This is a genomic window from Herbidospora mongoliensis (assembly GCF_001570545.1).
Classification (GTDB): Bacteria; Actinomycetota; Actinomycetes; order Streptosporangiales; family Streptosporangiaceae; genus Herbidospora; species Herbidospora mongoliensis.
In genome coordinates, this window is sequence record NZ_BBXD01000015.1 from 51,195 (window position 1) to 75,898 (window position 24,704).

20 protein-coding genes are annotated in these 24,704 nt (G+C 69.6%); 11 read left to right on the top strand and 9 right to left on the bottom strand.

Translation table 11 applies throughout. The features are described 5' to 3' along the window. Positions 1-46: 46 nt before the first annotated feature. The 3 genes from AW272_RS21480 to tkt are packed head-to-tail and all read right to left on the bottom strand — an operon-like array spanning position 47 to position 4,806. Positions 47-1,660 carry a phosphoglucose isomerase-related protein gene (locus tag AW272_RS21480; protein WP_066368092.1) on the bottom strand — a complete coding sequence of 538 codons (1,614 nt, stop codon included), beginning with the start codon at positions 1,658-1,660 and terminating at the stop codon, positions 47-49. Positions 1,661-1,663: 3 nt separating this feature from the next. Beyond that, positions 1,664-2,770 carry a transaldolase gene (tal, locus tag AW272_RS21485; RefSeq protein ID WP_066368094.1) on the bottom strand — a complete coding sequence of 369 codons (1,107 nt, stop codon included), beginning with the start codon at positions 2,768-2,770 and terminating at the stop codon, positions 1,664-1,666. A 2-nt stretch (positions 2,771-2,772) separates the two neighbouring features. After that, the gene (gene tkt, locus AW272_RS21490) at positions 2,773-4,806 is read right to left on the bottom strand and encodes a transketolase (protein ID WP_245657679.1); all 2,034 of its coding nucleotides are present in this window, start codon (positions 4,804-4,806) and stop codon (positions 2,773-2,775) included. 327 nt (positions 4,807-5,133) lie between these two features. On the opposite strand from tkt, the gene AW272_RS21495 reads away from it, so the two are divergent. The 4 genes from AW272_RS21495 to AW272_RS21510 all read left to right on the top strand — a co-directional run bounded on the left by AW272_RS21495 (position 5,134) and on the right by AW272_RS21510 (position 10,486). Next, positions 5,134-6,057 carry a heme o synthase gene (locus tag AW272_RS21495; RefSeq protein WP_066368617.1) on the top strand — a complete coding sequence of 308 codons (924 nt, stop codon included), beginning with the start codon at positions 5,134-5,136 and terminating at the stop codon, positions 6,055-6,057. A gap of 36 nt (positions 6,058-6,093) precedes the next feature. Continuing rightward, the gene (locus AW272_RS21500) at positions 6,094-7,257 is read left to right on the top strand and encodes a PrsW family intramembrane metalloprotease (protein ID WP_066368098.1); all 1,164 of its coding nucleotides are present in this window, start codon (positions 6,094-6,096) and stop codon (positions 7,255-7,257) included. Between the two features lie 82 nt (positions 7,258-7,339). Continuing rightward, on the top strand, positions 7,340-9,943 hold the full coding sequence (locus AW272_RS21505; protein ID WP_066368101.1) for a M14 family zinc carboxypeptidase: 2,604 nt from the start codon (positions 7,340-7,342) through the stop codon (positions 9,941-9,943). Between the two features lie 111 nt (positions 9,944-10,054). Then, positions 10,055-10,486: a cellulose binding domain-containing protein gene (locus AW272_RS21510; protein WP_066368103.1), complete on the top strand. Its 432-nt coding sequence runs from the start codon at positions 10,055-10,057 to the stop codon at positions 10,484-10,486. A gap of 41 nt (positions 10,487-10,527) precedes the next feature. On the opposite strand, the gene AW272_RS21515 is transcribed toward AW272_RS21510, so the two are convergent. Both AW272_RS21515 and AW272_RS21520 read right to left on the bottom strand, forming a co-directional pair. Beyond that, a complete protein-coding gene (locus AW272_RS21515) occupies positions 10,528-11,271 on the bottom strand; it encodes a SanA/YdcF family protein (protein ID WP_066368105.1) in 744 nt (247 codons plus the stop codon). A gap of 6 nt (positions 11,272-11,277) precedes the next feature. Continuing rightward, positions 11,278-12,219, bottom strand: a complete 942-nt coding sequence (locus AW272_RS21520; protein ID WP_245657656.1) for a COX15/CtaA family protein — start codon at positions 12,217-12,219, stop codon at positions 11,278-11,280. Between the two features lie 72 nt (positions 12,220-12,291). Here AW272_RS21520 and AW272_RS21525 point away from each other — a divergent pair, with 72 nt between their 5' ends. The 6 genes from AW272_RS21525 (at position 12,292) to AW272_RS21550 (ending at position 17,634) form a co-directional block, all read left to right on the top strand. Then, positions 12,292-13,455 carry an NAD(P)/FAD-dependent oxidoreductase gene (locus tag AW272_RS21525; RefSeq protein WP_245657657.1) on the top strand — a complete coding sequence of 388 codons (1,164 nt, stop codon included), beginning with the start codon at positions 12,292-12,294 and terminating at the stop codon, positions 13,453-13,455. Then, positions 13,452-13,688: a (2Fe-2S)-binding protein gene (locus tag AW272_RS21530; protein ID WP_066368117.1), complete on the top strand. Its 237-nt coding sequence runs from the start codon at positions 13,452-13,454 to the stop codon at positions 13,686-13,688. The genes AW272_RS21525 and AW272_RS21530 overlap by 4 nt, the downstream gene beginning before the upstream one ends. 94 nt (positions 13,689-13,782) lie before the next feature. Next, positions 13,783-15,027: an NAD(P)/FAD-dependent oxidoreductase gene (locus tag AW272_RS21535; RefSeq protein WP_066368119.1), complete on the top strand. Its 1,245-nt coding sequence runs from the start codon at positions 13,783-13,785 to the stop codon at positions 15,025-15,027. Further along, entirely contained in the window at positions 15,024-15,893 is an 870-nt protein-coding gene (locus AW272_RS21540) for a dihydrodipicolinate synthase family protein (RefSeq protein WP_066368121.1), read from the top strand. Before AW272_RS21535 ends, AW272_RS21540 begins: the two co-directional genes overlap by 4 nt. Position 15,894: 1 nt before the next feature. After that, entirely contained in the window at positions 15,895-16,893 is a 999-nt protein-coding gene (locus AW272_RS21545) for a proline racemase family protein (protein ID WP_066368123.1), read from the top strand. Between the two features lie 66 nt (positions 16,894-16,959). Then, complete coding sequence (locus tag AW272_RS21550) at positions 16,960-17,634, top strand: GntR family transcriptional regulator (protein ID WP_066368125.1); 675 nt, start codon at positions 16,960-16,962, stop codon at positions 17,632-17,634. 1 nt (position 17,635) lies between these two features. On the opposite strand, the gene AW272_RS21555 is transcribed toward AW272_RS21550, so the two are convergent. The 3 genes from AW272_RS21555 to AW272_RS21565 form a co-directional block, all read right to left on the bottom strand. Next, entirely contained in the window at positions 17,636-18,508 is an 873-nt protein-coding gene (locus AW272_RS21555) for an EamA family transporter (protein WP_245657658.1), read from the bottom strand. 96 nt (positions 18,509-18,604) lie between these two features. Next, entirely contained in the window at positions 18,605-19,369 is a 765-nt protein-coding gene (locus AW272_RS21560; protein WP_066368130.1) for an ABC transporter permease, read from the bottom strand. Continuing rightward, positions 19,366-20,274 (bottom strand): ABC transporter ATP-binding protein, encoded by a 909-nt coding sequence (locus AW272_RS21565; RefSeq protein ID WP_066368133.1) that lies wholly within the window; start codon positions 20,272-20,274, stop codon positions 19,366-19,368. Before AW272_RS21565 ends, AW272_RS21560 begins: the two co-directional genes overlap by 4 nt. A 150-nt stretch (positions 20,275-20,424) precedes the next feature. On the opposite strand from AW272_RS21565, the gene AW272_RS21570 reads away from it, so the two are divergent. Continuing rightward, positions 20,425-21,198, top strand: coding sequence for a VOC family protein (locus AW272_RS21570; protein ID WP_066368136.1), 774 nt, complete (start codon positions 20,425-20,427; stop codon positions 21,196-21,198). A gap of 66 nt (positions 21,199-21,264) precedes the next feature. On the opposite strand, the gene AW272_RS21575 is transcribed toward AW272_RS21570, so the two are convergent. Continuing rightward, positions 21,265-24,600 carry a glycosyl hydrolase family 95 catalytic domain-containing protein gene (locus AW272_RS21575; RefSeq protein ID WP_066368138.1) on the bottom strand — a complete coding sequence of 1,112 codons (3,336 nt, stop codon included), beginning with the start codon at positions 24,598-24,600 and terminating at the stop codon, positions 21,265-21,267. Positions 24,601-24,704 lie beyond the last annotated feature (104 nt).

Sequence of the window (24,704 nt, forward strand, 5' to 3'; positions counted from 1 at the left end):
CCTCCTGTACGACGGCTCCGTTTTGATCTCATCGGCTCTCATCGAGTCAGAGCTCCTCGGCGACCGCCAGCAGATGGGCGACGCCCGCCCGCCGGTCGGTCAGGTGGAGCCGCACGGTGGGGCGGTTCCGCGACTGGAGCGCCCCGAGGTCGCCCAGCGCCTGCGCGAGCTGGAGTTCGGCCAGGCCGTAAGGCCTGCCCGGGACCTCCACGTCGTCGCTGTTGACGCCGGTGATCTGCAGGAACACTCCGACCTGCGGGCCACCCTTGTGGTATTGGCCGGTCGAGTGCAGGAACCGGGGGCCCCACCCGAAGGTGACGGCCCGCTCGGTCCGGTAGTCGAGCAGGTTGCGCAGCGTCGCCACGTCGGCCGCGGCCCACGCCTCGGTCGTCTGCTCGAAGTCGCCGCCGCCGAGGATCGCGGCGTCGAAGGCCGCCTCCCGGTCGAGGTAGGCCATGATCGCCAGGTAGCCGTTGTCGGGGATCTCCCGCAGCACCCAGGTGAGTACGTCGGCCAGGTTGTCGCAGTTCTCGCCGACGTCGCCGTAGACCTCGACCGGCCCGTCGACCAGCGCGGGGTAGGCGACGTGCGGCTCGGCCGCCAGGATCTTGCCGGTGTTCTCCTTCGACTCGGCCACGTTGGGCTGGTTGAAGGGGTCGATCTCCAGCACGCGCCCGGCGATGGCGGTGGCGTACTCCCAGACCAGGAACTGCGCGCCCAGCGGGCCGTCGACGTGGACGTCGCCCTCGGGGCCGATGTCGATCGAGAACTGGTCGGCGGCCTCGGCCGAGTCGGCGCCGACGACGGGCAGGATGCCCTTGCCCGACTTGCCGGTCGACTCGGCGATGAGCTGCTCGATCCAGTCGGGCAGGCCGGTGATGTCGGACAGCGCGTCACGCAGGATCAGCTTGTCGCGGCCGGCCAGCGCCTGGGCGCCCAGAAGCGCGCCCAGTTCGAGGCCGGGGTTGCCCTCGTCGAGGGCCAGCAGCGGCGTGATCGCGGCGGCGTCGTCGAGCAGCTTCACGACGTCGGCGCCGGCCAGCGCGCTCGGCACCAGGCCGAACGCGCTGAGCGCGCTGTAACGCCCGCCCACGTTCGGGTCGGCCAGGAAGACCTGGTAACCCGCCTCGGTGGCGGTCTTCTCCAGAGGTGAACCCGGGTCGGTCACGACGACGATCCGGTCGGCCGGGTCGATGCCGGCGTCGCGGAAGGCCTTCTCGTAGATCCGGCGGTGGCTGTCGGTCTCGACGGTGCCGCCGCTCTTGGACGCGACCACCACGACCGTGTTCTCCAGCCGGTCGCCCAGCGCGCGCAGCACCTGGCCCGGGTCGGTGGTGTCGAGCACGGTCAGCGGCACGTCCTCGGTCGCGCAGATGACCTCGGGCGCCAGCGACGAGCCGCCCATTCCGGCCAGCACGACGTGGTCGAGGCCTTCGGCGCGGACCTTCTCCGCCAGCTTCGTCAGCTCGGGCAGCAGCTCCCGGCTGGTGGTGGGCAGGCTCAGCCAGCCGAGGCGGATCGTCGCCTCGGTCTGCGCCTCGGGCCCCCAGAGGGTCGAGTCGCCCGCAGCGAGTGCGGCCGGCACGCCCTCGGCGACCAGCTTGTCCTTGACGGCCGCCGCAGCCTCAGCCGCGTGACCCAGGGTCACCTCTACCGCCATGAGTTATCGGGCCTTCCCCAGCTCGGTGGTGACGGTCTCCAGCAGTTCGTTCCAGGAGACGGCGAACTTGTCGACGCCCTCGTCCTCCAGCACCTTCACGACGTCGTCGTAGTCGATGCCGACGTTCTTCAGGGCGGCCATGGCGTTCCAGGCGGCCTCGTAGAACGGACGGATCGTGTCGCCCGAGATACGACCGTGGTCGGCCACGGCGTTCAGCGTCTTCTCCGGCATCGTGTTGACGGTGCCGGCGGTGACGAGCTCGTCGACGTAGAGGGTGTCGGGGTACGCGGGGCTCTTGGTGCCCGTGGAGGCCCAGAGCGGGCGCTGGGGCCGCGCCCCGGCCGCGCGCAGCTCCTGCCAGCGCGGGGTGTTCACGACCTCCTCGAAGGCGGCGTAGGCGAGGCGCGCGTTGGCGACCGCGGCCCGGCCCTTGAGCTCCAGCGCCTCGGGGGTGCCGATCTTGTCGAGCCGGGCGTCGATCTCGCTGTCGACCCGGCTGACGAAGAACGACGCCACCGACTCGATCGTCGAGAGGTCGAGGCCCTTGGCCTTGGCCTGCTCCAGGCCGTCGAGCCAGGCGTCGATGACCGCGCGGTAGCGCTCGAGGGAGAAGATCAGCGTGACGTTGACGCTGATGCCCTCGGCGATCGCGGCGGTGATCGCGGGCAGGCCCTCGACGGTCGCCGGGATCTTGATGAACAGGTTCGGCCGGTCGACGAGCCACCACAGGGCGCGGGCCTCGGCGATGGTCGCCTCGGTCTCGCGGGCCAGGCGGGGGTCGACCTCGATGGAGACGCGGCCGTCGACGCCGGAGGTGGCGTCGTAGACCGGGCGGAGCACGTCGGCGGCCCAGCGGATGTCGAACGTGGTGATCGCGCGCACGGCCTCGTCGACCGAGACCTTGCGGACCGCCAGGTCGTGGAGCTGGGTCTCGTAGGCGTCGCCCTTGCTCAGCGCCGAGGCGAAGATCGTCGGGTTGGAGGTGACGCCCGTGACGTTCTTGTCGCGGATCAGATCGCCGAGATTGCCGGTGCGCAGGCGCTCGCGGCTGATGTCGTCGAGCCAGATCGACACACCGAAGCCGGTCAGCTTGGAGAGGTTCTCACTCATATTCAGTTTCCCGTCGTCTCGCCCTTGTCGGCGCCCGTCTTGGCGAGCGAGGCCTTCGCCGCCGCGGCCACGCGCTCCGCCGTGAGGCCGAACTGCTCGTAAAGGGTTCTGTAGGGAGCAGATGCCCCGAAGTGCTCCAAGCTCACCACGACGCCATCGTCTCCTACGAACTCGCGCCAGCCCAGCGCGATTCCCGCCTCGACGGCGACCCTCGCGTGAACATTCGGGGGCAGGACCTCCTGCCGGTAGGCCGAGTCCTGCGCCTGGAACCACTCGACGCACGGCATCGACACGACCCGGGTCGGGAAGCCCTGCTCCTCCAGCAGCTTGCGGGCGCCGAGGGCGATCTCCACCTCGCTGCCGGTGCCGATGATGACGACCTGCGGCTGCCCGTCGGAGGCGTCTTCCAGGACGTAGCCGCCCTTGGCGACCTTGGTGGCGTCGGCGGTGCCGGCGTAGACCGGCAGGTTCTGCCGGGTCAGGGCCAGCGCGGCCGGACGGTCGTTGTGCTCGAGGATGACGCGCCAGGCGGCGGCCGTCTCGTTGGCGTCGGCGGGGCGGACCACGTCGAGGCCGGGGATGGCGCGCAGCGACCACAGGTGCTCGACCGGCTGGTGGGTCGGGCCGTCTTCGCCGAGGCCGATGGAGTCGTGCGTCCAGACGTAGGTGACCGGCAGCTTCATCAGCGCGGCCAGGCGCACCGCGGGGCGCATGTAGTCGCTGAAGACCAGGAAGGTGCCGCCGTAGGGGCGGGTGCCGCCGTGCAGCGCGATGCCGTTGAGGATCGAGCCCATGCCGTGCTCGCGGATGCCGAAGTGGAGCGTGCGGCCGTAGGGCCCGCCGGGGAACTCCTTGGTCTGGAACTCCTCGGGGATGAAGGACGGCTCGCCCTTCATCGTGGTGTTGTTCGACTCGGCCAGGTCGGCCGAACCGCCCCACAGCTCCGGCAGCACCGGCGCCAGCGCGCTCAGCACCTCGCCGGATGCCTTGCGGGTGGCGACCGAGCCGCCGGCCTCGAAGGACGGCAGGGCCTCGGTCCAGCCGGTCGGCAGCTCGCGGGAGCTCAGCCGGTCGAGCAGGGCGGCCCGCTCGGGGTTGGCGGCGCGCCAGTCCTGGTAGCCCTTCTCCCACTCGGCGTGGGCGGCCCGGCCGCGCTCGGCGACCTGGCGGGAGTGGGCCAGCACGGCCTCGGGCACCACGAAGGACTCCGCGGGGTTCAGGCCCATGACCTTCTTGGTGGCGGCCACCTCGTCGGCGCCGAGCGCCGAACCGTGGATCTTGCCGGTGTTCTGCTTGTTGGGGGCCGGGTAGCCGATGATCGTGCGCAGCCGGATGAACGACGGGCGGTCGGTCTCGGCGCGGGCGGCCTCCAGGGCGGCGTCGAGGGCGGCGACGTCCTCCACGTATTCGCCGGTGGCGGTCCAGTCGACGGTCTGGGTGTGCCAGCCGTAGGCGGCGTAGCGGGCGACGACGTCTTCGGAGAGGGCGATCTGGGTGTCGTCCTCGATGGAGATGTGGTTGGAGTCGAAGACCACGGTCAGGTTGCCCAGGCGCTGGTGCGCCGCGAGGGCGCTGACCTCGTGGCTGATGCCCTCTTCGATGTCACCCTCGGAGGCCACGCACCAGATGTGGTGGTCGAAGGGGGAGGTGCCGGGGGCGGCGTCGGGGTCGAGGAGGCCGCGCTCGCGGCGGGCCGCCATCGCCATGCCCACGGCGTTGCCGATGCCCTGGCCGAGGGGGCCGGTGGTGGTCTCGACGCCGAGCGTGTGGCCGTGCTCGGGGTGGGCGGGGGTCAGGCTGTCCCACTGGCGCAGGCCCTTGATGTCCTCGAGGCTCAGGCCGTAACCGGACAGGAACAGCTGGATGTAAAGTGTGAGGCTAGAATGCCCACAGGACAGGACAAATCGGTCACGGCCCACCCAGTGGGAATCGGTTGGGTCGTGCCGCATCGTCTTCTGGAACAGCAGATAGGCGGCGGGGGCCAGGCTCATCGCCGTTCCGGGGTGTCCCGAGCCCGCCTTCTCGACAGCGTCCATCGCCAGGGCGCGCACCACGTCGACGGCCTGCCGATCGAGGTCGCTCCACTCAAGACCCGTACTGCTCACTCGCTCGATCCCCTCTTTGTTTCACTACGCGGTTCAGGCGTTCCCGCCCACACGGGACCCTAACGGGTGGGGATGCGTACCGTCTGGTAGCCCACCCTCCAAACGATCAGAAGGTGGGTGAGCAGCCCCGATTCAGGGACCACGGCCCCGTCCCACTAAAGTGATTCCCCTAGTTCCGGCTGCATGCCCGGAGATCCCGCTCTCATCCCGAGGTTACGCGTTGACCCCGCACGTGCTGGAAGCGCCTTGACGGTGCTCATGAAGAACGAAGCGATGGCCCCCGCCGCAGTTCGCCGTGGCGCAGGCGAGGTCATCGGTGCCTACATAGCGCTGACCAAGCCGCGGATCATCGAGCTGCTCCTGATCACCACGCTGCCGGTCATGTTCCTCGCGGCCAAGGGCCTTCCGGACCTGTGGCTCGCGATCAACACCATGGTGTTCGGCACCCTGTCGGCGGGCAGCGCCAACGCGCTGAACTGCTACATCGACCGCGACATCGACGAGGTGATGCGGCGCACCCGGCGCCGCCCGCTGGCCCGCCACACGGTGTCCCCGAAGGGCGCGCTCACTTTTGGCGTGATTTTGGGCGCCGCTTCCACGCTGGGCCTCGCGCTGACCGTCAACTGGCTGGCCGCCGCCCTCTCCTTGGGGGCGATCCTCTTCTACGTCCTGTTCTATTCGATGTTCCTGAAGCGGCGCACGTCGCAGAACATCGTCTGGGGGGGAATCGCCGGCTGCATGCCCGTGCTGATCGGCTGGGCCGGCATCACCGGCGGCATGGCCTGGGCGCCGGTCGTGCTGTTCGGCGTGGTGTTCTTCTGGACGCCGCCGCACACCTGGACCCTCGCGATGCGCTACCGCGACGACTACGCCGCCGCGAAGGTGCCGATGCTCCCGACGGTGGCCACCGAGGCCACGGTCGTGAAGCAGGTCATCTGGTACACGTGGGCGACCGTGGTCTGCTCGATGCTGCTCTGGCCGGTGGCCGGCACCTCGCTGTTCTATCCCGCCGTCGCGGCGGTCCTCGGCGCGGCGTGTCTCTTCGAGGTGTACGCCCTGCGTCACCGCCTGAGATCCGGGAAGACCGGCGTGGACCTGCGCCCGATGCGCTTCTTCCACTGGTCGAACATCTACCTGGCGCTCCTGTTCCTGGCAGTGGCCATCGACTCCCTGATCGCCTGAGCGGACAGAGGGTCGAGGTTCGGTTACGCTCGCGGAATGGCGAGCCGGAATCCGCGATCAGTGCTGAGGGGACGCCCGTCTTTCGGGCTCATCATCGGGCTCGTCCTGGCGGGCATCTGCGCGACGGTGTCCTTCTCGTTCGACATCCTCAACGGTGATCCGGTCCAGTTCTTCATCGCCCTGGCGGCGGCGATCGCCCCCGTACCCCTGCTGCTGGCGGGGGTGCTGGCGCTCGACCGCATGGAGCCCGAACCGCGCAGCAACCTGGTCTTCGCGTTCATGTGGGGCGCCGGCATCGCGGTGCTGTTCGCCGGTCTGCTCAACTCGCTGAACCTGATCTACGTGGAAAACGCGCTGGGCGACCCCGAGGGCGCCCGCAACTACGTCGCCACCTTCGGCGCCCCGCTCGTCGAGGAGTCGATGAAGGGCCTCGTGCTGGTGGGGTTCCTGCGCTACCGGCGGCAGGAGCTCGACGGCCCGACCGACGGCATCATCTACGCCAGCATGGTCGGCCTCGGCTTCGCGATGTCCGAGAACGTCAGCTACTACCTGGCGGCCCTGACCGAGAACGGTCCAGAGGGGCTGGCCGCCACGGTGGTCCTGCGCGGGGTGCTCTCGCCGTTCGCCCACCCGCTGTTCACCTCGCTGATCGGCATCGCGGTCGCCTACGCCGCCCAGCCGCAGAACCGGGGCGCGCGCGGCGTGTGGATGGTGATCTTCGGCTGGATCGGCGCGATGATCCTGCACGGCCTGTGGAACGGATTCGCCTCGTTCTCCGGCTTCAACGGGCTGATCGTGGCCTACCTGATCCTGATGGCGCTGCTCTTCCTGGAGCTGTGGGTCATCGTGCGCGACCGCAAGCGGGTGGTCGGCATGATCCAGCACTATCTGCCGCCCTACGAGCGCACCGGGCTGATCACCTCCGCCGACATCGTCATGCTCTCCTCGCTGAAGCACCGGCGCGACGCCCGCAAATGGGCCCGCACCCACGGCGGGCGGCTCGGGCAGCGGGCGATGAGCGACTACCAGCTCGCCGCGACCGAACTCGGGCTGCTCCACGAGCGGGCGGTGCGCGGCGGGGTGTCGGAAGACGACTTCCTGATCACCCAGCGGTCGCTGGCCGACCTGATGGCCTACTCACGCGGGATGTTCCCCGTGCCGCCGCCGCAGCAGATGGCCGTCCCGCCGCCGTGGCATTGATGAGAGTTTCCTGTGAGATCTTGTGAAATATCACATTTGATCTTAGGAATGGGGCACGCACCCTGATCACGGAGGTTCTCTCTTGCGTGCCCCCATCGCCCTCCTGAGCGTCGCCGTCGCGGCCACCACGCTCCTCGTTCCGACGGGTTCGGCCTACGCCGAGCCGACCCCGCCGCCCGGGGTGACGACCCGCGACTTCGGCAACGGTCCCGAGCGAAACGAGGAGGCGGCCGGCCTCTCCGAGCAGACCGCCGGCACCTTACGAGCGCTGACCGCCGAGACCCCCGCAGCCGCGACCGAGCGGCTGAAGCAGTTCCCCTTCTTCCGGGACTTCCGGGACAACGAGCGCGGCTACCCCCGGCAGAACCGCCTGCCGGTGCCGGCGGAGAACGCGGCCGACGCCTCCGTCAAACTCGGCCTCACCCCCTACCACGCCATCGCGGGCAAGCTGAACGCCCTCCAGGCCCGCAGCAGCCGCGTCAGCGTCGAGATCATCGCCAAGACCCACCAGGGCCGTGACCTCTACCTGGTGACCGTCACCGCGCCGGAGAGCAAGAGCCAGACGCGTGAGCAGGACGCCATCCGCGACCGCATCGAGAACGACTCCGCGAAGGCCGCGAAGGACCGGAAGCTGCCCGGGAAGTACAAGGCGCCGGTGTTCGTCAACAACAACATCCACGGCAACGAGTGGGAGGGCACCGACGCCGCCCTGCGCGTGATCGAGGAGCTGGCCACCAGCAACGACAAGAAGATCGTCGACCTGCTGAACAGGACCCGGCTCTACTTCAACGTCACCGCCAACCCCGACGGCCGGTTCGGCAACACCCGCGCCAACGGCGCCGGCTTCGACATGAACCGCGACTTCATCACCGCCTCGCAGCCCGAGGTCCAGGCGATGCGCCAGGTCATGATCGACACCCAGCCGGTCGCCATGATCGACCTGCACGGCTACGTCAACGGCACCCTCATCGAGCCGACGACCCCGCCGCACGGCGCCAACTACGAGTACGACCTGTTCATCAAGAACACCTACGCCAACGGTCTCGGCATGGAGCAGGCCGTGCTCGGCCTCGGCTACACGCCCGAGAAGGACGGCGTGAACCCGCCGACCATCCCGTTCCGCGACGACGCCGAGGGCTGGGACGACTGGCCCCCGATCTTCACCCCGCAGTACGCCCCCTTCCAGGGCGCGGTGGCCTCGCACACCATCGAGTTCCCGATGCGGGTCAACAACGCCGACTACAACAACCTCCCGGTCGAGGAGCTGCGGCGGCGTTCCGCGATCAACACCGACATCGCGGCGGCGGTGATGCGGGCCACGTACACCTTCGTGCAGGACCGCCACGACCAGCTCATCGCCGACCAGATCGAGACGTTCCGCCGGGGCGCCGCAGGTGAGGCCTCCAAGCAGGTGCCGCTGGACATCGTGCCCGGCTTCGGTCCCGAGGACGTCTACAACACCACCTTCCCGCGCGCCTACGTGATCCCGGCGGGTGACAAGCAGCGTTCGGTCACCGCCGCCGCGCGCCTGGTCGACCACCTGATCGCCAACGACGTGCGGGTGGAGAAGGCCAAGCGGGCCTTCCACGCCAACGGGAAGTTCTACGCCGAGGGCTCCTACATCGTCGACATGCACCAGCCCAAGCGCGGCATCGCGAACGTGATGCTGGAGCCGGGCGCCGACATCACCCCGCGCGTCGACTCCATGTACGACATCTCCGGCTGGAGCCACGCCCTGCTGTGGGGCGCCACGGTCGATTCGATCAGCTCGCTGAAGGTGGACTCCCGCCAGGTCGACAAGGCCGATCTCGACGGCTCGGTGCCGTGGACGAACCGCTCGCTGGCCCTGCGGGTCACCGACGGCCGGGAGATCCAGGCCGTGAACGACCTGCTCGGCCAGGGTGTGCAGGTCAACTGGGCGGACAACGGCACCGCCGTGATCCCCGCCTCGGCCCGCCGCGCCGCCGAGGGCGTCGCCCGCACGTACGACGTCACCTTCACTCAGGCTTCGTCGAGTGCCGGCACCAAGCTCGGCCAGGTCCGGGTCGCCGCCGCGGTCTCGGCCGACGAGCTGTTCACCCTGCGTGAGCTGGGCTTCCAGGTCACCCCGGTGTCGACGGCCGTGCTCAACGCCGGTTTCGACTGGAGCGCGACCGACGTGCTCTTCGTCTCCAGCGGCCTGAACTACGGCCAGCTCAACGCCGAGGCGAAGGCCGGGCTGGACGCCTACCTGACGACGGGCGGCGTGGTCACCCGAGGCAGCACCGGCTCGACCTTCAACGGCGCCGCCGGCCTGCTCACGCTGACCCCGGTCGCCGGGCGCAGCGACGCCAACGGCGTGGTGAAGGTCACCTCCACGGGCGGTCCGGTCGGCGGCGACGCCCCGGCCCACTCGTTCGTCTACTCGCCCCGCTGGTTCACCGGCCTCGGCCAGGAGGTCCGCGTCGAGCAGGCCTACGCGACCGACGGTCCGCTGGTCAGCGGCCACTGGCGGGCGAACACCAACGGCGCGGGCGGCCAGGACGCCGCCCGGGGCCAGGCAGCCGTGGTCAGCGGCCGAGACGAGCGCGGCGCGGCCGTGGTCATGTTCGGCACCGAGCCGATGTTCCGCAACCACCCGAAGGGCCTGTTCGCCCAGGTGGCCAAGGCGCTCTACTGGTCGTCCTCCGCAGCGGACGTGAAGTGACCACCTGAAATCCCACGGCCCCTGGCGCTCCGGCCGGGGGCCGTGTTTCAATTCCGGCGGGCCCGACTCCCACGTGACATGTGTTGATCTGTCATGTCTGGAGGCCCCCCGTTGAAGAAGAACTCCCTGACCGCCTTCGCCGTCCTCGCCCTCGTCGCCGGGATCGCCCTGGTCGTCTGGCGAGTCACCGGGGTGAGCGCCGAGCCGGTCCACTTCCACCCCTCGCCGTCACCCGTGGCCGCCACGGCGAAGTGCACCGCCGACGTCAAGCTGATCACCACCTGGCCTGGCGGTTTCCAGGGCGAGGTGAAGATCACCAACACGGGGACCACGCCGATCAACGACTGGTACGTCCAGTGGAACGTCCCGCTGGAGGCGAAGGTCACCCAGTCGTGGAACGGCACCTGGATGCAGAGCGGGCCCTCGGTGATGATCCACGCCGAGAAGTGGAACAAGGTCCTGGCGCCCGGCGCGACCGAGACGGCCGGCTTCAAGGGGGACGCCAAGGACGCCCCGACGATCGCCGACATCTACTGTGGCTGACCCTGGGGCTGAAAGATTCACGGGAATCCCCAGCTCAGCCGCTATGAGCGGGTCGTCTCCTCGACGACGGACTCCAGCGGTGCCATCTTTCGGTCCATCGCGTCGGGAATCGGGCCCCGCACGTGGGAGGCTGCCAGCGCCGTGTCGAGCGAGGTCTCGTACGGCCCCAGGAACCTCGGTTCCGACTTGAGCACGACCGCGTCGAGGAAGCCCTTGGCGGTCGCGAAGAACTCCCTGGCCGCATAGGTGTACGTCGTCAGCGCGTACTTCCGCTGGGAGTCGTCGCCGACGCCGAAGGTGGTCAGCCCGGCCTCCCGGCAGAGCGTCACCGCGCGGGGCAGGTGGAACGTCTGGGTGACCACGGTCACCTGGACGGCCCCGAAGATCTTCTTGGCCCGTACACACGAGTCCCAGGTGTCCAGGCCCGCGTAGTCGAGCACGAGCGCCGCCGCAGGAACGCCCCTGGCCAGCAGGTAGTCGCGCATGACCGTGGGCTCGTCGTACTCCTTGATGTGGTTGGTGCCCGACAGCAGCAGCGCCTTCACCCGCCCGGCCCGGTAGAGCTCGACGCCGATGTCGAGGCGGTCGCGCAGCATCGCGGACGGCCAGTCGCCGTTCACCCCCGCGCCCAGCACCAGCGCGACGGGCGCCACCGGGACCTCGGCGGTCCAGCCGGGGTGGTTCGTGTCGATCCGGTGGCCCTCACTGGAGAGCCACGCCCACGTCATGGGCGCCAGCGCGAGCAGACTGGCCGCGACGGCGCCCAGGAAAACGGCACGTTTCACGAAGGGTCAGACGCGGGCGACCGCGTCGTGGTTCACGACTTCCGTGATCTCGGTGCGTACCCGCAGCATGTGGACGACCCGCAGCGTGGCGATCCACACCAGGGCCGCCCCCAGCACGTGGAACCCGACCAGCAGCGCCGGGACGGCGAGGAAGTACTGGACGTAGCCGATGACCCCCTGCGCGAGCTCCACGCCGAACAGGATCAGCGCGGCCCGCTTGGCCTGCTCGGGCGCTTTGGTGAGGTAGAGCGCGAACAGCAGCGCGAACGTCAGCCCGATGACGACCCACACGATGTCGGCGTGGATGCGGGCCACGACCTCGATGTCGAAGTCGAACCTGCTCGCCCGCTCGTCGCCGGAGTGGGGCCCCGTGCCCGTCGTGACGACGCCCGCGACCAGCAGCACCAGCATGGCCCCGGTCAGCACCCGCCCCAGCGTGACGATCCACGGATGCACTGTGGGAACCACCGGCCCGTCGCCCTCGGTCGACCGCGCGAACAGCATGTAGGCCGCCGCGATCATCCCGATCGAGACCAGGAAGTGGACGCTGACGGTGACCGGGTTGAGCGCGGTCCGCACCACCAGCCCGCCCCACAGTGCCTGGAAGATCACCCCGAGCGGCTGGACCAGCGCGAGCGGGATGAGCGAGCGCCGCTTCAGCTTCCAGGCGGCCAGGAAGACCGCGATGGCGACGGCCAGCACCATGAGGCTGAACATCCGGTTGCCGAACTCGATCGCGGTGTTGATCGGCGAGTGGTCCGGATGGGCGACCGGGACGAAACTGTCGGCGGTGCACCGGGGCCAGGTGGGGCAGCCGAGCCCGGACCCCGTGAGCCGCACGGCGGCACCCGTCACGGTGATGCCCGCGTTGACGACGACCGCCGCCAGCGCCCAGGCCCGCATGTTCCGGGCGGAGGGAGACCAGACGGAGGAGAGGAGACGCTTCACGGCGTCAATGCTAGGTGCGGTGGGTACCGGTCCCTCTTGCGGCCTGATATGTCATGTGACATGGTACAAACCGTGGACGTCCTCGTGGTGGGAGCCGGGATCGTGGGCGCTTCGTGCGCATACTTCCTGACCCGCGCCGGTCTGCGGGTAACGGTAGTCGATCGCGGGGGAGTGGCGTCCGGCACGACGGGCGCCGGCGAGGGCAACATCCTGGTGTCCGACAAGGAACCGGGCCCTGAACTGGACCTTGCGCTGAGGTCGACACAACTGTGGCGAGAACTCGCCGAGGAGTGCGGCGGCTTCGAGTGGGACCCCAAGGGCGGCTTGGTCGTGGCCGAAACCCAGGAGGTCTTGGACGCCCTGGTGATCTTCGCCGAGCGCCAGCAGCAGCACGGCCGGATCGCCGGATCCGAAGTGGGCACCCCGGAAGGCGCCGCACCTGCGCCGGCCGACGTCGTCGCCACCTGCATCGCGGCGGGGGACCTCCGCGAACTCGAACCGCACATCGCCGACGGTCTCGCCGGTGGCGTCCACTACCCGCAGGACGCGCAGGTGCAGCCCATGCTGGCCGCCGCGCGCCTGCTCAAGGCCTCCGGCGCCCGGCTGGTCCGGACCGCCGTAGAGCGTTTTCTCGTCTCCGGCGACCGGGTGATCGGGGTCCGTACCGGTGAGGGCGACGTCTACGCCGACGCGGTCGTCAACGCCGCCGGGACCTGGGCCGGAAGCTTCGCCCAGGCACCGCTCCCGATCCGGCCGCGTAAGGGGTTCATCCTGGTCACGCAGCCTTTCGTCGTCCCGCCGATCAGGCACAAGGTCTACACGGCGGCTTACATCACCAACGTCGCCAGCGACGCCGAAGGGCTGGAGACGTCGGGCGTCATCGAGTCGACCCAGGCAGGGACCGTGCTCATCGGGGCCTCGCGGCAAAGGGTCGGTTACGACACCTCGATCGACTACAGGGTCCTGGCGAAACTGGCCCGGCAGGCGATCGGGCTGTTTCCCGTCCTGGCCGACCGGCAGGTCATGCGGGCCTACGCGGGGCTGCGGCCGTACTCGCCGGATCATCTGCCGGTCATCGGGCCCGACTGGCGGCTGGAGAACCTCTTCCACGCCTGCGGGCACGAGGGCGCCGGCATCGGACTGGCTCCGGCCACCGCCGAGATGATCACCGCGCAGATCACCGGCGAGCCGACCCCGCGAGATCCGGCGCCCTTCGCCCCGGGGAGGTTCGCATGATCGAGTTCGGTTTCCAGGGACGCACGATCACGGCCGAGGAGGGACAGTCGATCGGCGCGGCGCTGCACGCCGCCGGGATCCGGTCGTGGCGGACCACCCGGTTCGGGAACCGGCCGCGCGGGCTGTTCTGCGCCATCGGCGCCTGCTTCGACTGCCTGCTCACCGTCAACGGCACTCCTGACCAGCGGGCCTGCCAGACCGTCGCTCGCTCCGGCGACGAGGTGAGCCCGTGAGAATGCAAGCCCTCAGGATCGACGGCTCGACCGAGGCCCGGCCCGTGAAGACATGTCACCACACCGGCGCCGGCCAGGCTGATGAGGTAGGCCCATGATCTACGATCTCGCCGTCATCGGGGCCGGGCCCGCCGGCCTCACCGCCGCCAGGGTCGCCGCCAGGCGTGGGCTCAGCGTCGCGCTCGTCGACGCCTACGCCAGAACCGGCGGTCAGTACCTCCGGGGTGCCACGCAACCCCGCCTGACCGGCATCGACGTGAAGCTGGGCCAGCGGGTGTGGGCGGTGGAGAAGTCCGGAGAGGGCTTCCAGATCCACGCGTCCACCACGACCACCGCCTCGACCCTGCTGGTCGCGACCGGCACCCACGACAAGGTCATCCCGTTCCCGGGGTGGGATCTGCCGGGCGTTCTCACCGCCGGTGGTGCCCAGGCCCTGGTGAAGGGCGAGCGGGTCAAGCCCGGCGAGGAGATCGTCGTGGCGGGCACCGGGCCCTTCCTGCTGCCGGTCGCGGTCACGCTGCTCGACGCGGGGGTGCGCGTCAAGGAGGTACTGGAGGCCAACCGCCCCTCGCCCCACATGGCCGCCGCACTGGCCCGGGTCCCGTCGAAGGCCAGAGAGGCCGTCGCCTTCGCGCGAAGGCTGGCGGACGCGCGGGTACCGTACAGAACAGGACACGCCGTGGTGGCCGCCCACGGCAAGGACTCCGTCGAGGGCGTCACCGTCGCCAAGATCACCAAGGACTGGAAGCCCTACGCCTGGCGCACCGTCGACTGCGACACCCTCGCCGTCGGCTACGGCTTCACCCCGCAGGTCGACCTCCTGGTCCAGCTCGGCTGCCGGACCGAGGGCGATCACGTCGTCACCGACGACCGGCAGCGGACCTCCGTCGACGGGGTGCTGGCCGCCGGTGAGGTCGCGGGGGTCGCGGGTGCGCAGGCCGCCGTGGTGGAGGGCGCTCTGGCCGTCCACGCCCTGATCGGCGAGCCGCCGCCCCGGCTGCTCGCCGAGAAGCGCCGCCTGCGCCGTTTCGCGCGGGCCCTGGAACTCTCCTATCCGGTACGCGACGGCTGGCAGCACTGGCTCAGACCGGACACCCTCGTCTGCCGCTGCGAAGAGGTCACGGTCACCGCGATCGAAGAGGCCCGTGACCTCGGCGCCGACGATCCCAGAATGGTCAAGCTATTGGCCCGGCCCGGAATGGGCTGGTGCCAGGGCCGCATGTGCGGCCACGCCGTCGCCCGGCTGACCGGGCACGAGCCAGCCCCCCAGAAGAGACCGTTCGCCCAGCCGATCACCCTCGCAGACCTGACACTGCACGATCGAGAGGACAGCACATGATCCGACCCTGGCACGGCATCATGGTGGCCACCGCGCTCCCCTTCACCGGTGACCTCACCGTTGACCACGACGCCTATGCCGCGCACTGCCGCCGGCTCGTCGACGAGGGTTGTGACGGCGTGGTGCCCAACGGCTCGCTGGGCGAATACCAGACCCTGACGCCCGACGAGCGGGCCCGGGTGGTCCGGACCGCCGTCGAGGCCGTCGGCGGCGACCGGGTGATGCCTGGCGTGGCCGCCTACGGCTCCCGTGAGGCGCTGACCTGGGCCGAGCAGGCCCGCGACGCCGGGTGCGCCAGCGTGATGCTGCTGCCGCCCAACGCCTACCGGGCCGATGAGAACGCCGTGCTGGAGCACTACCGGACCGTCGCCAAGGCGGGCCTGCCGATCGTGGCCTACAACAACCCGATCGACACGAAGGTCGACCTGACCCCGGCGCTGCTGGCCAAGCTGTTCGGCGAGGGCCTGATCGTGGCGGTCAAGGAGTTCAGCGGCGACGTGCGCCGCGCCTACGAGATCCGCGAGGTGGCCCCCGACCTCGACCTCCTCGTCGGGTCGGACGACGTGGTGCTGGAGCTGCTCACCGCCGGGGCGAAGGGCTGGATCGCCGGGTTCCCCAACTCGGTGACCCGCCAGTGCGTCGACCTCTACCGGGCCGCGGCGGCCGGCGACCTGAACACCGCCGTGCCGCTCTACCGGGATCTGCACCCCCTGCTCAGATGGGACGCACGGGTAGAATTCGTGCAGGCGATCAAGCTGTCGATGGACGTGGCCGGCCTCAATGGCGGCGCCTGCCGGCCGCCCCGCCTGCCGCTCCCTCCCGCCACGGCGGCCGAGATCCGCGCCGCGACAGAGAAGGTCATGTGACGTGCGCACCCGAAGGATCTTCCACGCCGTCGACTCCCACACCGAGGGCATGCCCACCCGCGTGATCACCGGCGGCGTCGGGGTCATCCCCGGCGCGACCATGGCCGAACGCCGCGAGCACTTCATGGCCCACCTCGATCACCTGCGCACTCTGCTCATGTACGAGCCCCGAGGACACGCCGCCATGAGCGGCGCCATCCTCCAGCCGCCGACCAGGCCCGACGCCGACTGGGGCGTGCTCTACATCGAGGTCTCCGGCTGCCTGCCGATGTGCGGCCACGGCACGATCGGCGTGGCGACCGTACTGGTCGAGACCGGCATGGTCGAGGTCGTCGAGCCGGTCACCACGATCCGGCTCGACACGCCCGCCGGTCTCGTCACCGCGTCGGTCGCGGTCCGCGACGGCGTGGCCGAGTCGGTCACGATCGAGAACGTGCCGTCCTTCGCGGTCGACCTCCAAAAGACGATCAAGGTCGACGGGTTCGGTGAACTCACCTACGACCTGGCCTACGGCGGCAACTTCTACGCCATCCTGCCGATCGAGTCGGTGGGGCTGCCGTTCGACCGGGCGTACAAGCAGCAGATCCTGGACGCGGGTCTCGCGATCATGGATGTGATCAATGAGAACGAGCCCGTCCACCCGGAGGATTCCGGCATCCGCGGCTGCCACCACGTGCAGTTTCTCGCCCCCGGGTCCACCGCGCGGCACTCGCGGCACGCCATGGCGATCTACCCCGGCTGGTTCGACCGCTCGCCGTGCGGGACCGGCACCAGCGCCCGGATGGCCCAGCTCCACGCCCTCGGCGAACTGCCCATTGACGCCGAATTCGTGAACGAGTCGTTCATCGGGACGCGGTTCACCGGACGCCTGGTCGCGACCGCCACGGTCGAAGATCGGCAGGCCGTGGTGCCGCACATCACCGGTCGCGCCTGGCTCACCGGCACCGCCCAGTACTTCCTTGATCCCGGGGACCCGTTTCCGCAGGGTTTCCTCCTGTGACCTCGCGGTCGCGTACCGGTCCGAACCGGTACGATCACCAGGTCCGACGTCACGGATGGGAGTGGAATGGCCACAGCAGAGGGGCTCGGCCTGCCGGTCGTAGGTGAGCGGCAGAGCCTGCGCGAACAGGTCGCGCAAGCCCTCAGAGACGCGCTGGTCGCGGGTGAGATGAGGCCGGGGGTCGTCTACTCCGCGCCGGTGCTCGCCGCCCAGTTCGGCGTCTCGGCGACCCCCGTCCGGGAGGCGATGCTCGACCTTGCCAAAGAAGGCCTGGTCGAGGCGGTGCGCAACAAGGGCTTCCGGGTCACCGAGATGTCCGACACCGATCTCGACCACATCACCGAGATCCGCCGCCTCATCGAGGTGCCCACGGTCGCCAAGCTGGCCGGGTCGGGGCTCAGCGCCGACTTCGAACGGCTGCGCCCGCTGGCCCGCGAGATCGTCACCGCCGCCGAACGCGGCGACCTGCTCACCTATGTCAACGCCGACCTGCGTTTCCACGTCGAGTTGCTGGGTCTGAACGGCAACGCCCACCTGGTCGAGGTGGTCCGCGAACTACGCAGCAGGGCCCGCCTCTACGGCCTGAAAAGCCTGGCCGACGCCGGGAAACTGGTCGACTCGGCCCGCGAACACGTCGAACTGCTCGATGCCCTGATCGCCGGCGACAGCCGTGCGGCAGAACACGTGATGAAACACCACATTCAGCACGTGCGCGGCATATGGGCCAACAAGCCGGAGTAGTTCACCCCGAACGTGCGGCCCCGATCGAGGCGACCACCACACACCCGATCGCGGCCCACTCCCGCAGATGCAGGACCTCGCCCAGCACGACCAGCCCGACCATCGCGGCGACGGCGGGTTCGAGGCTCATCAGAATGCCGAACACCCGTTTGGGCATCCGCCGCAGCGCCTCGAGCTCCAGCGAGTAGGGGATCACCGACGACAGCAGCCCGACGCCGAGCCCGATCAGCAGGATCGTGGGGTCGAGCAGGTCCAGACCTCCGGAGGCGATCCCCGGCGGCGCCACCACCACGGTCGCGATGATCATGGCGAACACGAGCCCCGACGTGCCGGGGAACCGCTGCCCCACCGACGCCGACAGCAGGATGTACGCCCCCCAGCAGACCCCCGCCGCCGCGGCGAACCCGATCCCGACCCAGTCGGCGTTGGCGGCGTTCCCCCACGGCGCGAGCAGCACGATCCCGGTCCCGGCCAGCACCACCCACACCACGTCGAGCTTGCGGCGCGAGGCGGCCACGGCCACCCCCAGTGGTCCCATGAACTCGATGGCCACCGCGATCCCGATCGGGAGCCTGGCCAGCGCCTCGTAGAAGGTCAGGTTCATCACCGCGAGGATGACCCCGAACGCCAGCCCGATCCTGACGCTCTGCCACGAGAGCCCCCTGAGCCTGGGCCGGACGAACGCGACGAGCACCAGCGTCCCGGTGGCGATGCGGAGGAAGACCACGGCCGTGGGTGAGAGCTGGGCGAAGAGGTCTTTGGCCAGCCCCGCCCCGATCTGCACCGAGACGATGCCCAGCATCACCAGCGCGGGCGGCGGAACGGCTCCGGCGGCCCTGGTCCACGGCTTGGACACTTCCGTGTCAGCGGTCACCCTGTCCACTCCTCACCCCGAAACCAGCGGTCAGCAGTGTAATGGGCAAACACCGGCATTGCTGCTGATATCCGATCGGTGAGACGCCCCTCGGAGCTACTCCCAGCGGAACCAGCGGGCCGCCGCCGCGAGCGCCAGTACGGCCCACGACAGGAGCACCAGCGCGGCCCCGATCGGGAACCCGCCGACCCCGGTCAGCGTCGAGCGCAGCCCGTCGGTCAGCGCCGTGATCGGCAGGATCTCCAGCAGCGGCCGGATGCCTTCGGGGAACGCCGTGATCGGCAGCACCACCCCGCCCAGCGCGAGCAGCAGCAGGTAGACCAGGTTGGCCCCGGCCAGCGTCGCCTCGGCGCGCAGCGTGCCGGCCATCAGCAGCCCGAGGCCGCTGAAGGCCGCCGTGCCGAGGATCACCAGGAGCAGCACGGTCAGCGGATTGCCGTGCGGCGACCAGCCCAGCGCCAGCGCGACCAGCACCAGCACGGCGATCTGCAGCAGTTCCACCACGATCACGGCGGTGGTCTTGGCCAGCATCAACCCCGTCCGAGACAGGGGAGTGGCCCCCAGCCGCTTCAGCACGCCGTAGCGCCGCTCGAAGCCGGTCGCGATGGCCTGCCCGGTGAACGCCGTCGACAAGACCGCCAGGGCGATCACGCCGGGCGCCACGAAGTCGACCTTGGGGCCCGCGACGTCGAGGAAAGGCGCCTTGGAGAACCCCACCAGCAGCAGGATCGGGATGATCAGGGTCAGCAGGAGCTGCTCGCCGTTGCGCAGGGTGGCGCGGACCTCCGCGCCCGCTTGGGCGAGCACCATCCGCGCGAGCGGCGCCGCGCCGGGCGCCGGGGACAGGTCGAGGGTGGTCATCGCAGTTCCCGTCCGGTCAGTTCCAGGAAGACGTCTTCCAGGGTGCGCCGCTCGATGCTGAGGTCTTCGGTCGTCACGCCCTCGGTCGCGCACCACGCGGTCACGGTGGCCAGCAGCGACGGGTCGACGTGGCCCTCGATGATGTAGTGGCCCGCCGGTGACTCCTTGGCGGCCGAGCCCGGGGGCAGCGCGCTGAGCAGTTCGTCGAGGTTCAGCCCGGGGCGGGCGCGGAAGCGGAGCTGGCGTTCGGCGCCGGTCAGCTCGGCGGGCGAGCCCTCGGCGACCACGCGGCCCCGGTCGATGATGACGACGTGGTCGGACAGCTTCTCTGCCTCGTCCATGTGGTGGGTGGTCAGCACCACCGACACCCCGGCCGCGCGCAGTTCGCGGACCATGTCCCAGCAGGCGTGCCGGGCCTGCGGGTCGAGCCCGGCCGTCGGCTCGTCGAGGAAGACCAGTTCGGGACGGCCGACGACGGCCGCGGCGAGCCCGAGCCGCTGCTGCTGGCCGCCGGACAGGCGCCGGTAGGGGGTGCGGGCGTGTTCGGCGAGCCCCAGCCGTTCGAGCAGGGCCCTGGGGTCGAGCGGGTTCCGGTGGAACCGGGAGACCAGCCGCAGCCACTCTCCGGCGCGGGCCGCCTGCGGTGTGCCGCCCGACTGGAGCATGATCCCGATCCTCGGCTTCAGCGCCGGGTCGTCGGGCGTGAGTCCGAGGACGTGGACCGAGCCCGCGTCGAAGGTGCGGAAGCCCTCGCAGATCTCGATCGCGGAGGTCTTCCCGGCACCGTTGGGCCCCAGGACGGCGGTCACCTCGCCCCGGCGGCAGCGCAGGTCGAGGTGGTCGATCGCGGTGACCCGGCCGTAGCGCTTGACCAGATCGCGGACCTCGACCGCGGCGGATTCCATGCCATCGAGTGTAGGGAGTGAGCACCCCGCCTCCGTCCGCGACCGGGCCGGTAAAGGCTTCCTCCGGGAACGGCCACGCTCCGCGATAGCCGGGTTTGTACGTGTAAGGCTGGAATTGTCCCCATGGCTGAGATTCAAGGAGGGTGGCGCATGTCCGAGTTCACGGGCTATGCACCCGGCGTGCCCTGTTGGGTGGACGTGTCCACTCCCGACATCGACGCGTCCACGGACTTCTACACCGAGCTCTTCGGCTGGACGGCCGTCTTCGACGAGAGCGAGGACTACGGCGGCTACGGGCAGTTCCAGCTGCACGGCAAGAAGGTCGCCGGGATCGGCCCCGTCTACCAGGAGGGCATGCCCGCCGCCTGGAACACCTACATCTGCACCGACGACGTCGGCAAGACCACCGAGATGGTCCGCAACAGCGGCGGCACGATCGTCGCGGAGCCGATGCAGATCATGCGCGAGGGCCGCATGGCCGCGTACATGGACCCCGCCGGGGCCTTCATCTGCGCCTGGCAGCCGGACGAGCACAAGGGCGCCCAACTGGCCAACGAGCCCGGCACGCTCAACTGGAGCGAGCTGATCACCCGCGACACCTTCTCGTCCAAGGAGTTCTACGGCGACGTCTTCGGCTGGACCGCCGACTCCCGGGCCATGGGCGAGCACGAATACACGACCTTCGCCGAGAACGGCCACGTGATGGCCGGGATGATGGCGCTGCCCGACGTGCTGCCGGCGGAGGTGCCGTCGTACTGGCTGGCCTATCTGGGGGTCGACAACCTCGACGTCGGCCTGCAGGAGGCGGCCAAGCTGGGCGCCAGTCAGATGGTCGGGCCCACCGAGGTGGCCGGGATGGGCAACTTCGCGATCATCACCGACCCGGCCGGGGCGGCCGTGGGGCTGTGGGAGAGCACGCCCTAGTCGTACAGGCGCGTCCAAAAGAAAGAAGCCCGGCCGGAGCCGGGCTTCCTCCTTGTTCGGCGTTCTCTAGAAAGCGATGTCCTGCCAGGTCGAGACCTGGTTGGCGGGCAGCGCGTAGGGGAGGACGGCCATGCGGTCCACGGCGCCGGTCATCCGCTCGTTGCCGCCCTGGTTGGCGGCGAAGAACAGCGGCCGGGTGTTGCAGCCGTAGATGCCCGACGATCCGGTGTTGCCACCGCCCGCGCGGACACCGTCGACGTAGACGTCGATGGCGCCGTTGCGGTTGATGGTGACGACCAGGTCGATGTAGCGGCCGGTCGGCAGCGTCGCGTTGGTCGTGACGCCGTTGCCCGCGCCGATGACGCGCAGGCGGCTCTCCGGCGTGACGTCGATCAGGATGCCGTCGGTGCCCGGGTTGCCCGAGGGCTGCGAGTCGAACAGACGACGGTAACCGGTGCCGGCGATCTTCACCTCGGCCGCGAACGTGGCCTCACGGAGGAAGCCGAGCGTCGTCGGCTGCTCCGTGCGGACGTAGTTCTGGCCGCTGAGGATCAGGCCGCCGTCGGTGTCGTAGGCCGGGGTGCCGTTGACCACGACGGCGTTCCGGCCGGAGCCGGAGGCGTCGGCGATGGCCGAGCCCGACTGCGGGTCCCAGGCGACGATGGCACGGTCGGCCGGGGGTACCGCACACGGGTTGAGCGCGGCGCCGGTGGCGGCCGAGATCGACCAGCCGGAGCCGGCCAGGGTCGCCTGGATCCGCGCCGACGTCTGGCCGTTGGACGGACCGGCCGTGACGTTGACCGTGATCTCACGGCTCTCACCAGCGGGAACCGAGGCGACCGACGTCGAAGCGGGGTCGGCGGTCCAGCCCGTGGGGAGCTGCAGGGTCAGGGTGCCCGCCGGGGACGGGTTCTGGATCGCGGAGACGGTGGCCTTGACCGGGACGGTCTGACCGGCGCCGATCTCGGCCGGAGCCGACACCGCGAGCTGGATCTCGTTGTAGAGGGTGTACATGCGGCCCTTCTCGGCGCCGAACGTGAGGGCGTCGCCGTTGCGGATCGCGTCGACCGGGTTGCCCTGGTCGTCGACGAACGAGTAACGGGCGTTGACCGCGCCGGCCCGGACCGTCAGCTCGCCGGTGTCGCCGGCCTTGATGACGGCCTTGGTCAGGCTGCTGTTGGACCAGTCGATGTCGACGGTCGCGTTGCCGCGGGCGCGCAGACCGGTGACCGAGCCGTTCTTCCACACGGCCGGGAGGGCCGGGAGGATGTGGATCGAGTCCTGGTGCGACTGCAGCAGCATCTCGGTCATGCCCGAGGTGGCGCCGAAGTTGCCGTCGATCTGGAACGGCGGGTGGGTGTCGAAGAGGTTCGACAGGGTGCTCGACTTGAGCTGCTCGCTGAGCATCTTGTGCGAGTGGTCGCCGTCGAGCAGACGCGCCCAGAAGTTGACCTTCCAGGCCTTCGACCAGCCGGTGCCGCCGTCGCCGCGCGCGGTCAGCGAGATCTTGGCGGCCTCACCCTCGGGGGTGCCGGCCTTGATCACGTTGCCCGGGTGCACGCCGAACAGGTGCGAGACGTGGCGGTGGTCGTTGTTCGGGTTGTCCAGGTCTTCCTTCCACTCCTGGAGCTGACCCCAGGAGCCGATGCGGATGCCCGGGTCGAGCTTGGCCAGCGCGTTGGTCAGCTCGGCCTGCAGCGCCGGGTCGACCTTGAGGGTCTTGGCGGCGTTGAGGGTGTTGGTGAGCAGCTCGGTGACGATCTGCTGCGACATCGAGGCGCCGGCGGTGAACTGGCCGTTCTCCGGCGAGTACGACGGGGAGACCACGAGCTTGCCGTCACGCGGGTCGGTGTGCAGGAAGTCCAGCCAGAACTCGGCCGCGCCCTTCATCACCGGGTAGGCGGTGCGCTTGAGGTACTTCTCGTCGTTGCTGAACTTGTAGTGGTCGTACATCTGCTGCGTGTTCCACGCGGCGGCCTCGGGGAACCAGAACGACTCGGGGTAGTTGTGCAGACCCGTGAAGCCCCAGGGGTTGGTCTCGTTGTTGACGACCCAGCCGCGCGCGTTGTACATGTCCGTCGCGGTCTTGGTGCCGGGGGCGACCATCGAGGAGATGTACTCGTCGTACGGGATCGTGGTCTCGGCGAGGTTGGTCTGTTCGGCGAGCCAGTAGTTCATCTGCAGGTTGATGTTGACGTGGTAGTCGGCGTCCCACGGGGGGTTCGTGACGTTGTTCCACACGCCCTGCAGGTTGGCCGGCAGCGATCCCTCACGCGAGGAGGAGATCAGCAGGTAGCGGCCGTACTGGTAGAACAGGTTCTCCAGGAAGCGGTCCTGCGCCGCCCCGGCGCCCGCGTAGGCCGCGCGCAGCTGGTCGGTCGGCAGGTTCGGGATCTGGCCGCCCAGGTTCAGCTTCACGCGGTCGAACAGGCCGTGGTAGTCGTCGAGGTGGGCCTGCTTGAGGGCCGCGTACGACATCGACGACGCCCAGTTGGCCCAGTGGCGCACGTTGTCGTGCGGGTCCTCGGTCCGGTACGTCGGGTACTGCATCGAGTAGTCGGTCCCGGCCGAGATCACGAACCACGCCGCGTTGGCGTTGGACACCGTGATGCGGTCGGTGCCGTCGGTCCGCGCGCCGCCCTCGGCGACGACGTTGACCTGCGACTCGAAGTTGAGCCCGTTGTTGGCCAGCTTGCCGCGGATCGTCATGCGCCCCTTGGAGACGCTGACGGTCTTGTCGTTGCGCGGCGAGGTGTGCCGGACGGTGAAGTTGACCTTGCCCGCCGCGTCGGACGAGATGCGGCCGACGATGACGTTGTTCGGGTAGCTCGCGAAGTACTCACGCTTGTAAGTGACGTCGCCGTCCTTGTACGTGACCGCGGCCACCGCGTCGTTCAGGTTCAGCGACCGCTTGTAGTCGGTCGGGTTCGCCGGCGCCCCCGGGAAGTCCAGGAACATGTCACCGAAGGTCTGGTAGGACCCGAAGTTGGTCTTGCCCTGCCCGAGGCGCTGCGCCACCTGAGCCGGGGTCATCTGCTTGTTCGTGTCGATGAGCGCCTGGACGTCGGCGATCGCGGTGGGCCGCGGCGTCGTCCAGTTGCCGAAGTTGTACCCGCTGGAACCGGGACCGCCGGTCCACAGGGACTTCTCGTTGAACTGGATCTGCTCGGTGCCGACACCACCGAAGATCATGGCGCCGAGGGCGCCGTTACCGATCGGGAGAGCCTGCGACTCCCAGTTGGTCGCCGGCTTGTCGTACCAGAGGGTCAGATCGTCTTGCGCGGCGGCGGCCTCTTGGACCTGAGCGGTAGCGGTGCTGCCCTGCAGCACCGGCACGCCCAGAGCCATGACCAGCCCCAGCGCCGTGGCGGCACCGAGCAGCCGCCGTGGGGGGTGACTCACGGGTGTTCCTTATGGGTCAGGGTTGGTGATCTAACAATGAAATAGCACCGAAACTTAGGCGAAACAAGCTCTGAGATCCGATGAATTTCGCCGCAACCAACTTG

What these genes read in the sequence shown, in the direction of transcription:
- AW272_RS21480 (WP_066368092.1), bottom strand. Translation starts at nt 1,660, where the DNA reads ATGGCGGTAGAGGTGACCCTGGGTCACGCGGCTGAGGCTGCGGCGGCC.
- tal (WP_066368094.1), bottom strand. Translation starts at nt 2,770, where the DNA reads ATGAGTGAGAACCTCTCCAAGCTGACCGGCTTCGGTGTGTCGATCTGG.
- tkt (WP_245657679.1), bottom strand. Translation starts at nt 4,806, where the DNA reads ATGGACGCTGTCGAGAAGGCGGGCTCGGGACACCCCGGAACGGCGATG.
- AW272_RS21495 (WP_066368617.1), top strand. Translation starts at nt 5,134, where the DNA reads ATGAAGAACGAAGCGATGGCCCCCGCCGCAGTTCGCCGTGGCGCAGGC.
- AW272_RS21500 (WP_066368098.1), top strand. Translation starts at nt 6,094, where the DNA reads ATGGCGAGCCGGAATCCGCGATCAGTGCTGAGGGGACGCCCGTCTTTC.
- AW272_RS21530 (WP_066368117.1), top strand. Translation starts at nt 13,452, where the DNA reads ATGATCGAGTTCGGTTTCCAGGGACGCACGATCACGGCCGAGGAGGGA.
- AW272_RS21535 (WP_066368119.1), top strand. Translation starts at nt 13,783, where the DNA reads ATGATCTACGATCTCGCCGTCATCGGGGCCGGGCCCGCCGGCCTCACC.
- AW272_RS21540 (WP_066368121.1), top strand. Translation starts at nt 15,024, where the DNA reads ATGATCCGACCCTGGCACGGCATCATGGTGGCCACCGCGCTCCCCTTC.
- AW272_RS21550 (WP_066368125.1), top strand. Translation starts at nt 16,960, where the DNA reads ATGGCCACAGCAGAGGGGCTCGGCCTGCCGGTCGTAGGTGAGCGGCAG.
- AW272_RS21560 (WP_066368130.1), bottom strand. Translation starts at nt 19,369, where the DNA reads ATGACCACCCTCGACCTGTCCCCGGCGCCCGGCGCGGCGCCGCTCGCG.
- AW272_RS21565 (WP_066368133.1), bottom strand. Translation starts at nt 20,274, where the DNA reads ATGGAATCCGCCGCGGTCGAGGTCCGCGATCTGGTCAAGCGCTACGGC.
- AW272_RS21570 (WP_066368136.1), top strand. Translation starts at nt 20,425, where the DNA reads ATGTCCGAGTTCACGGGCTATGCACCCGGCGTGCCCTGTTGGGTGGAC.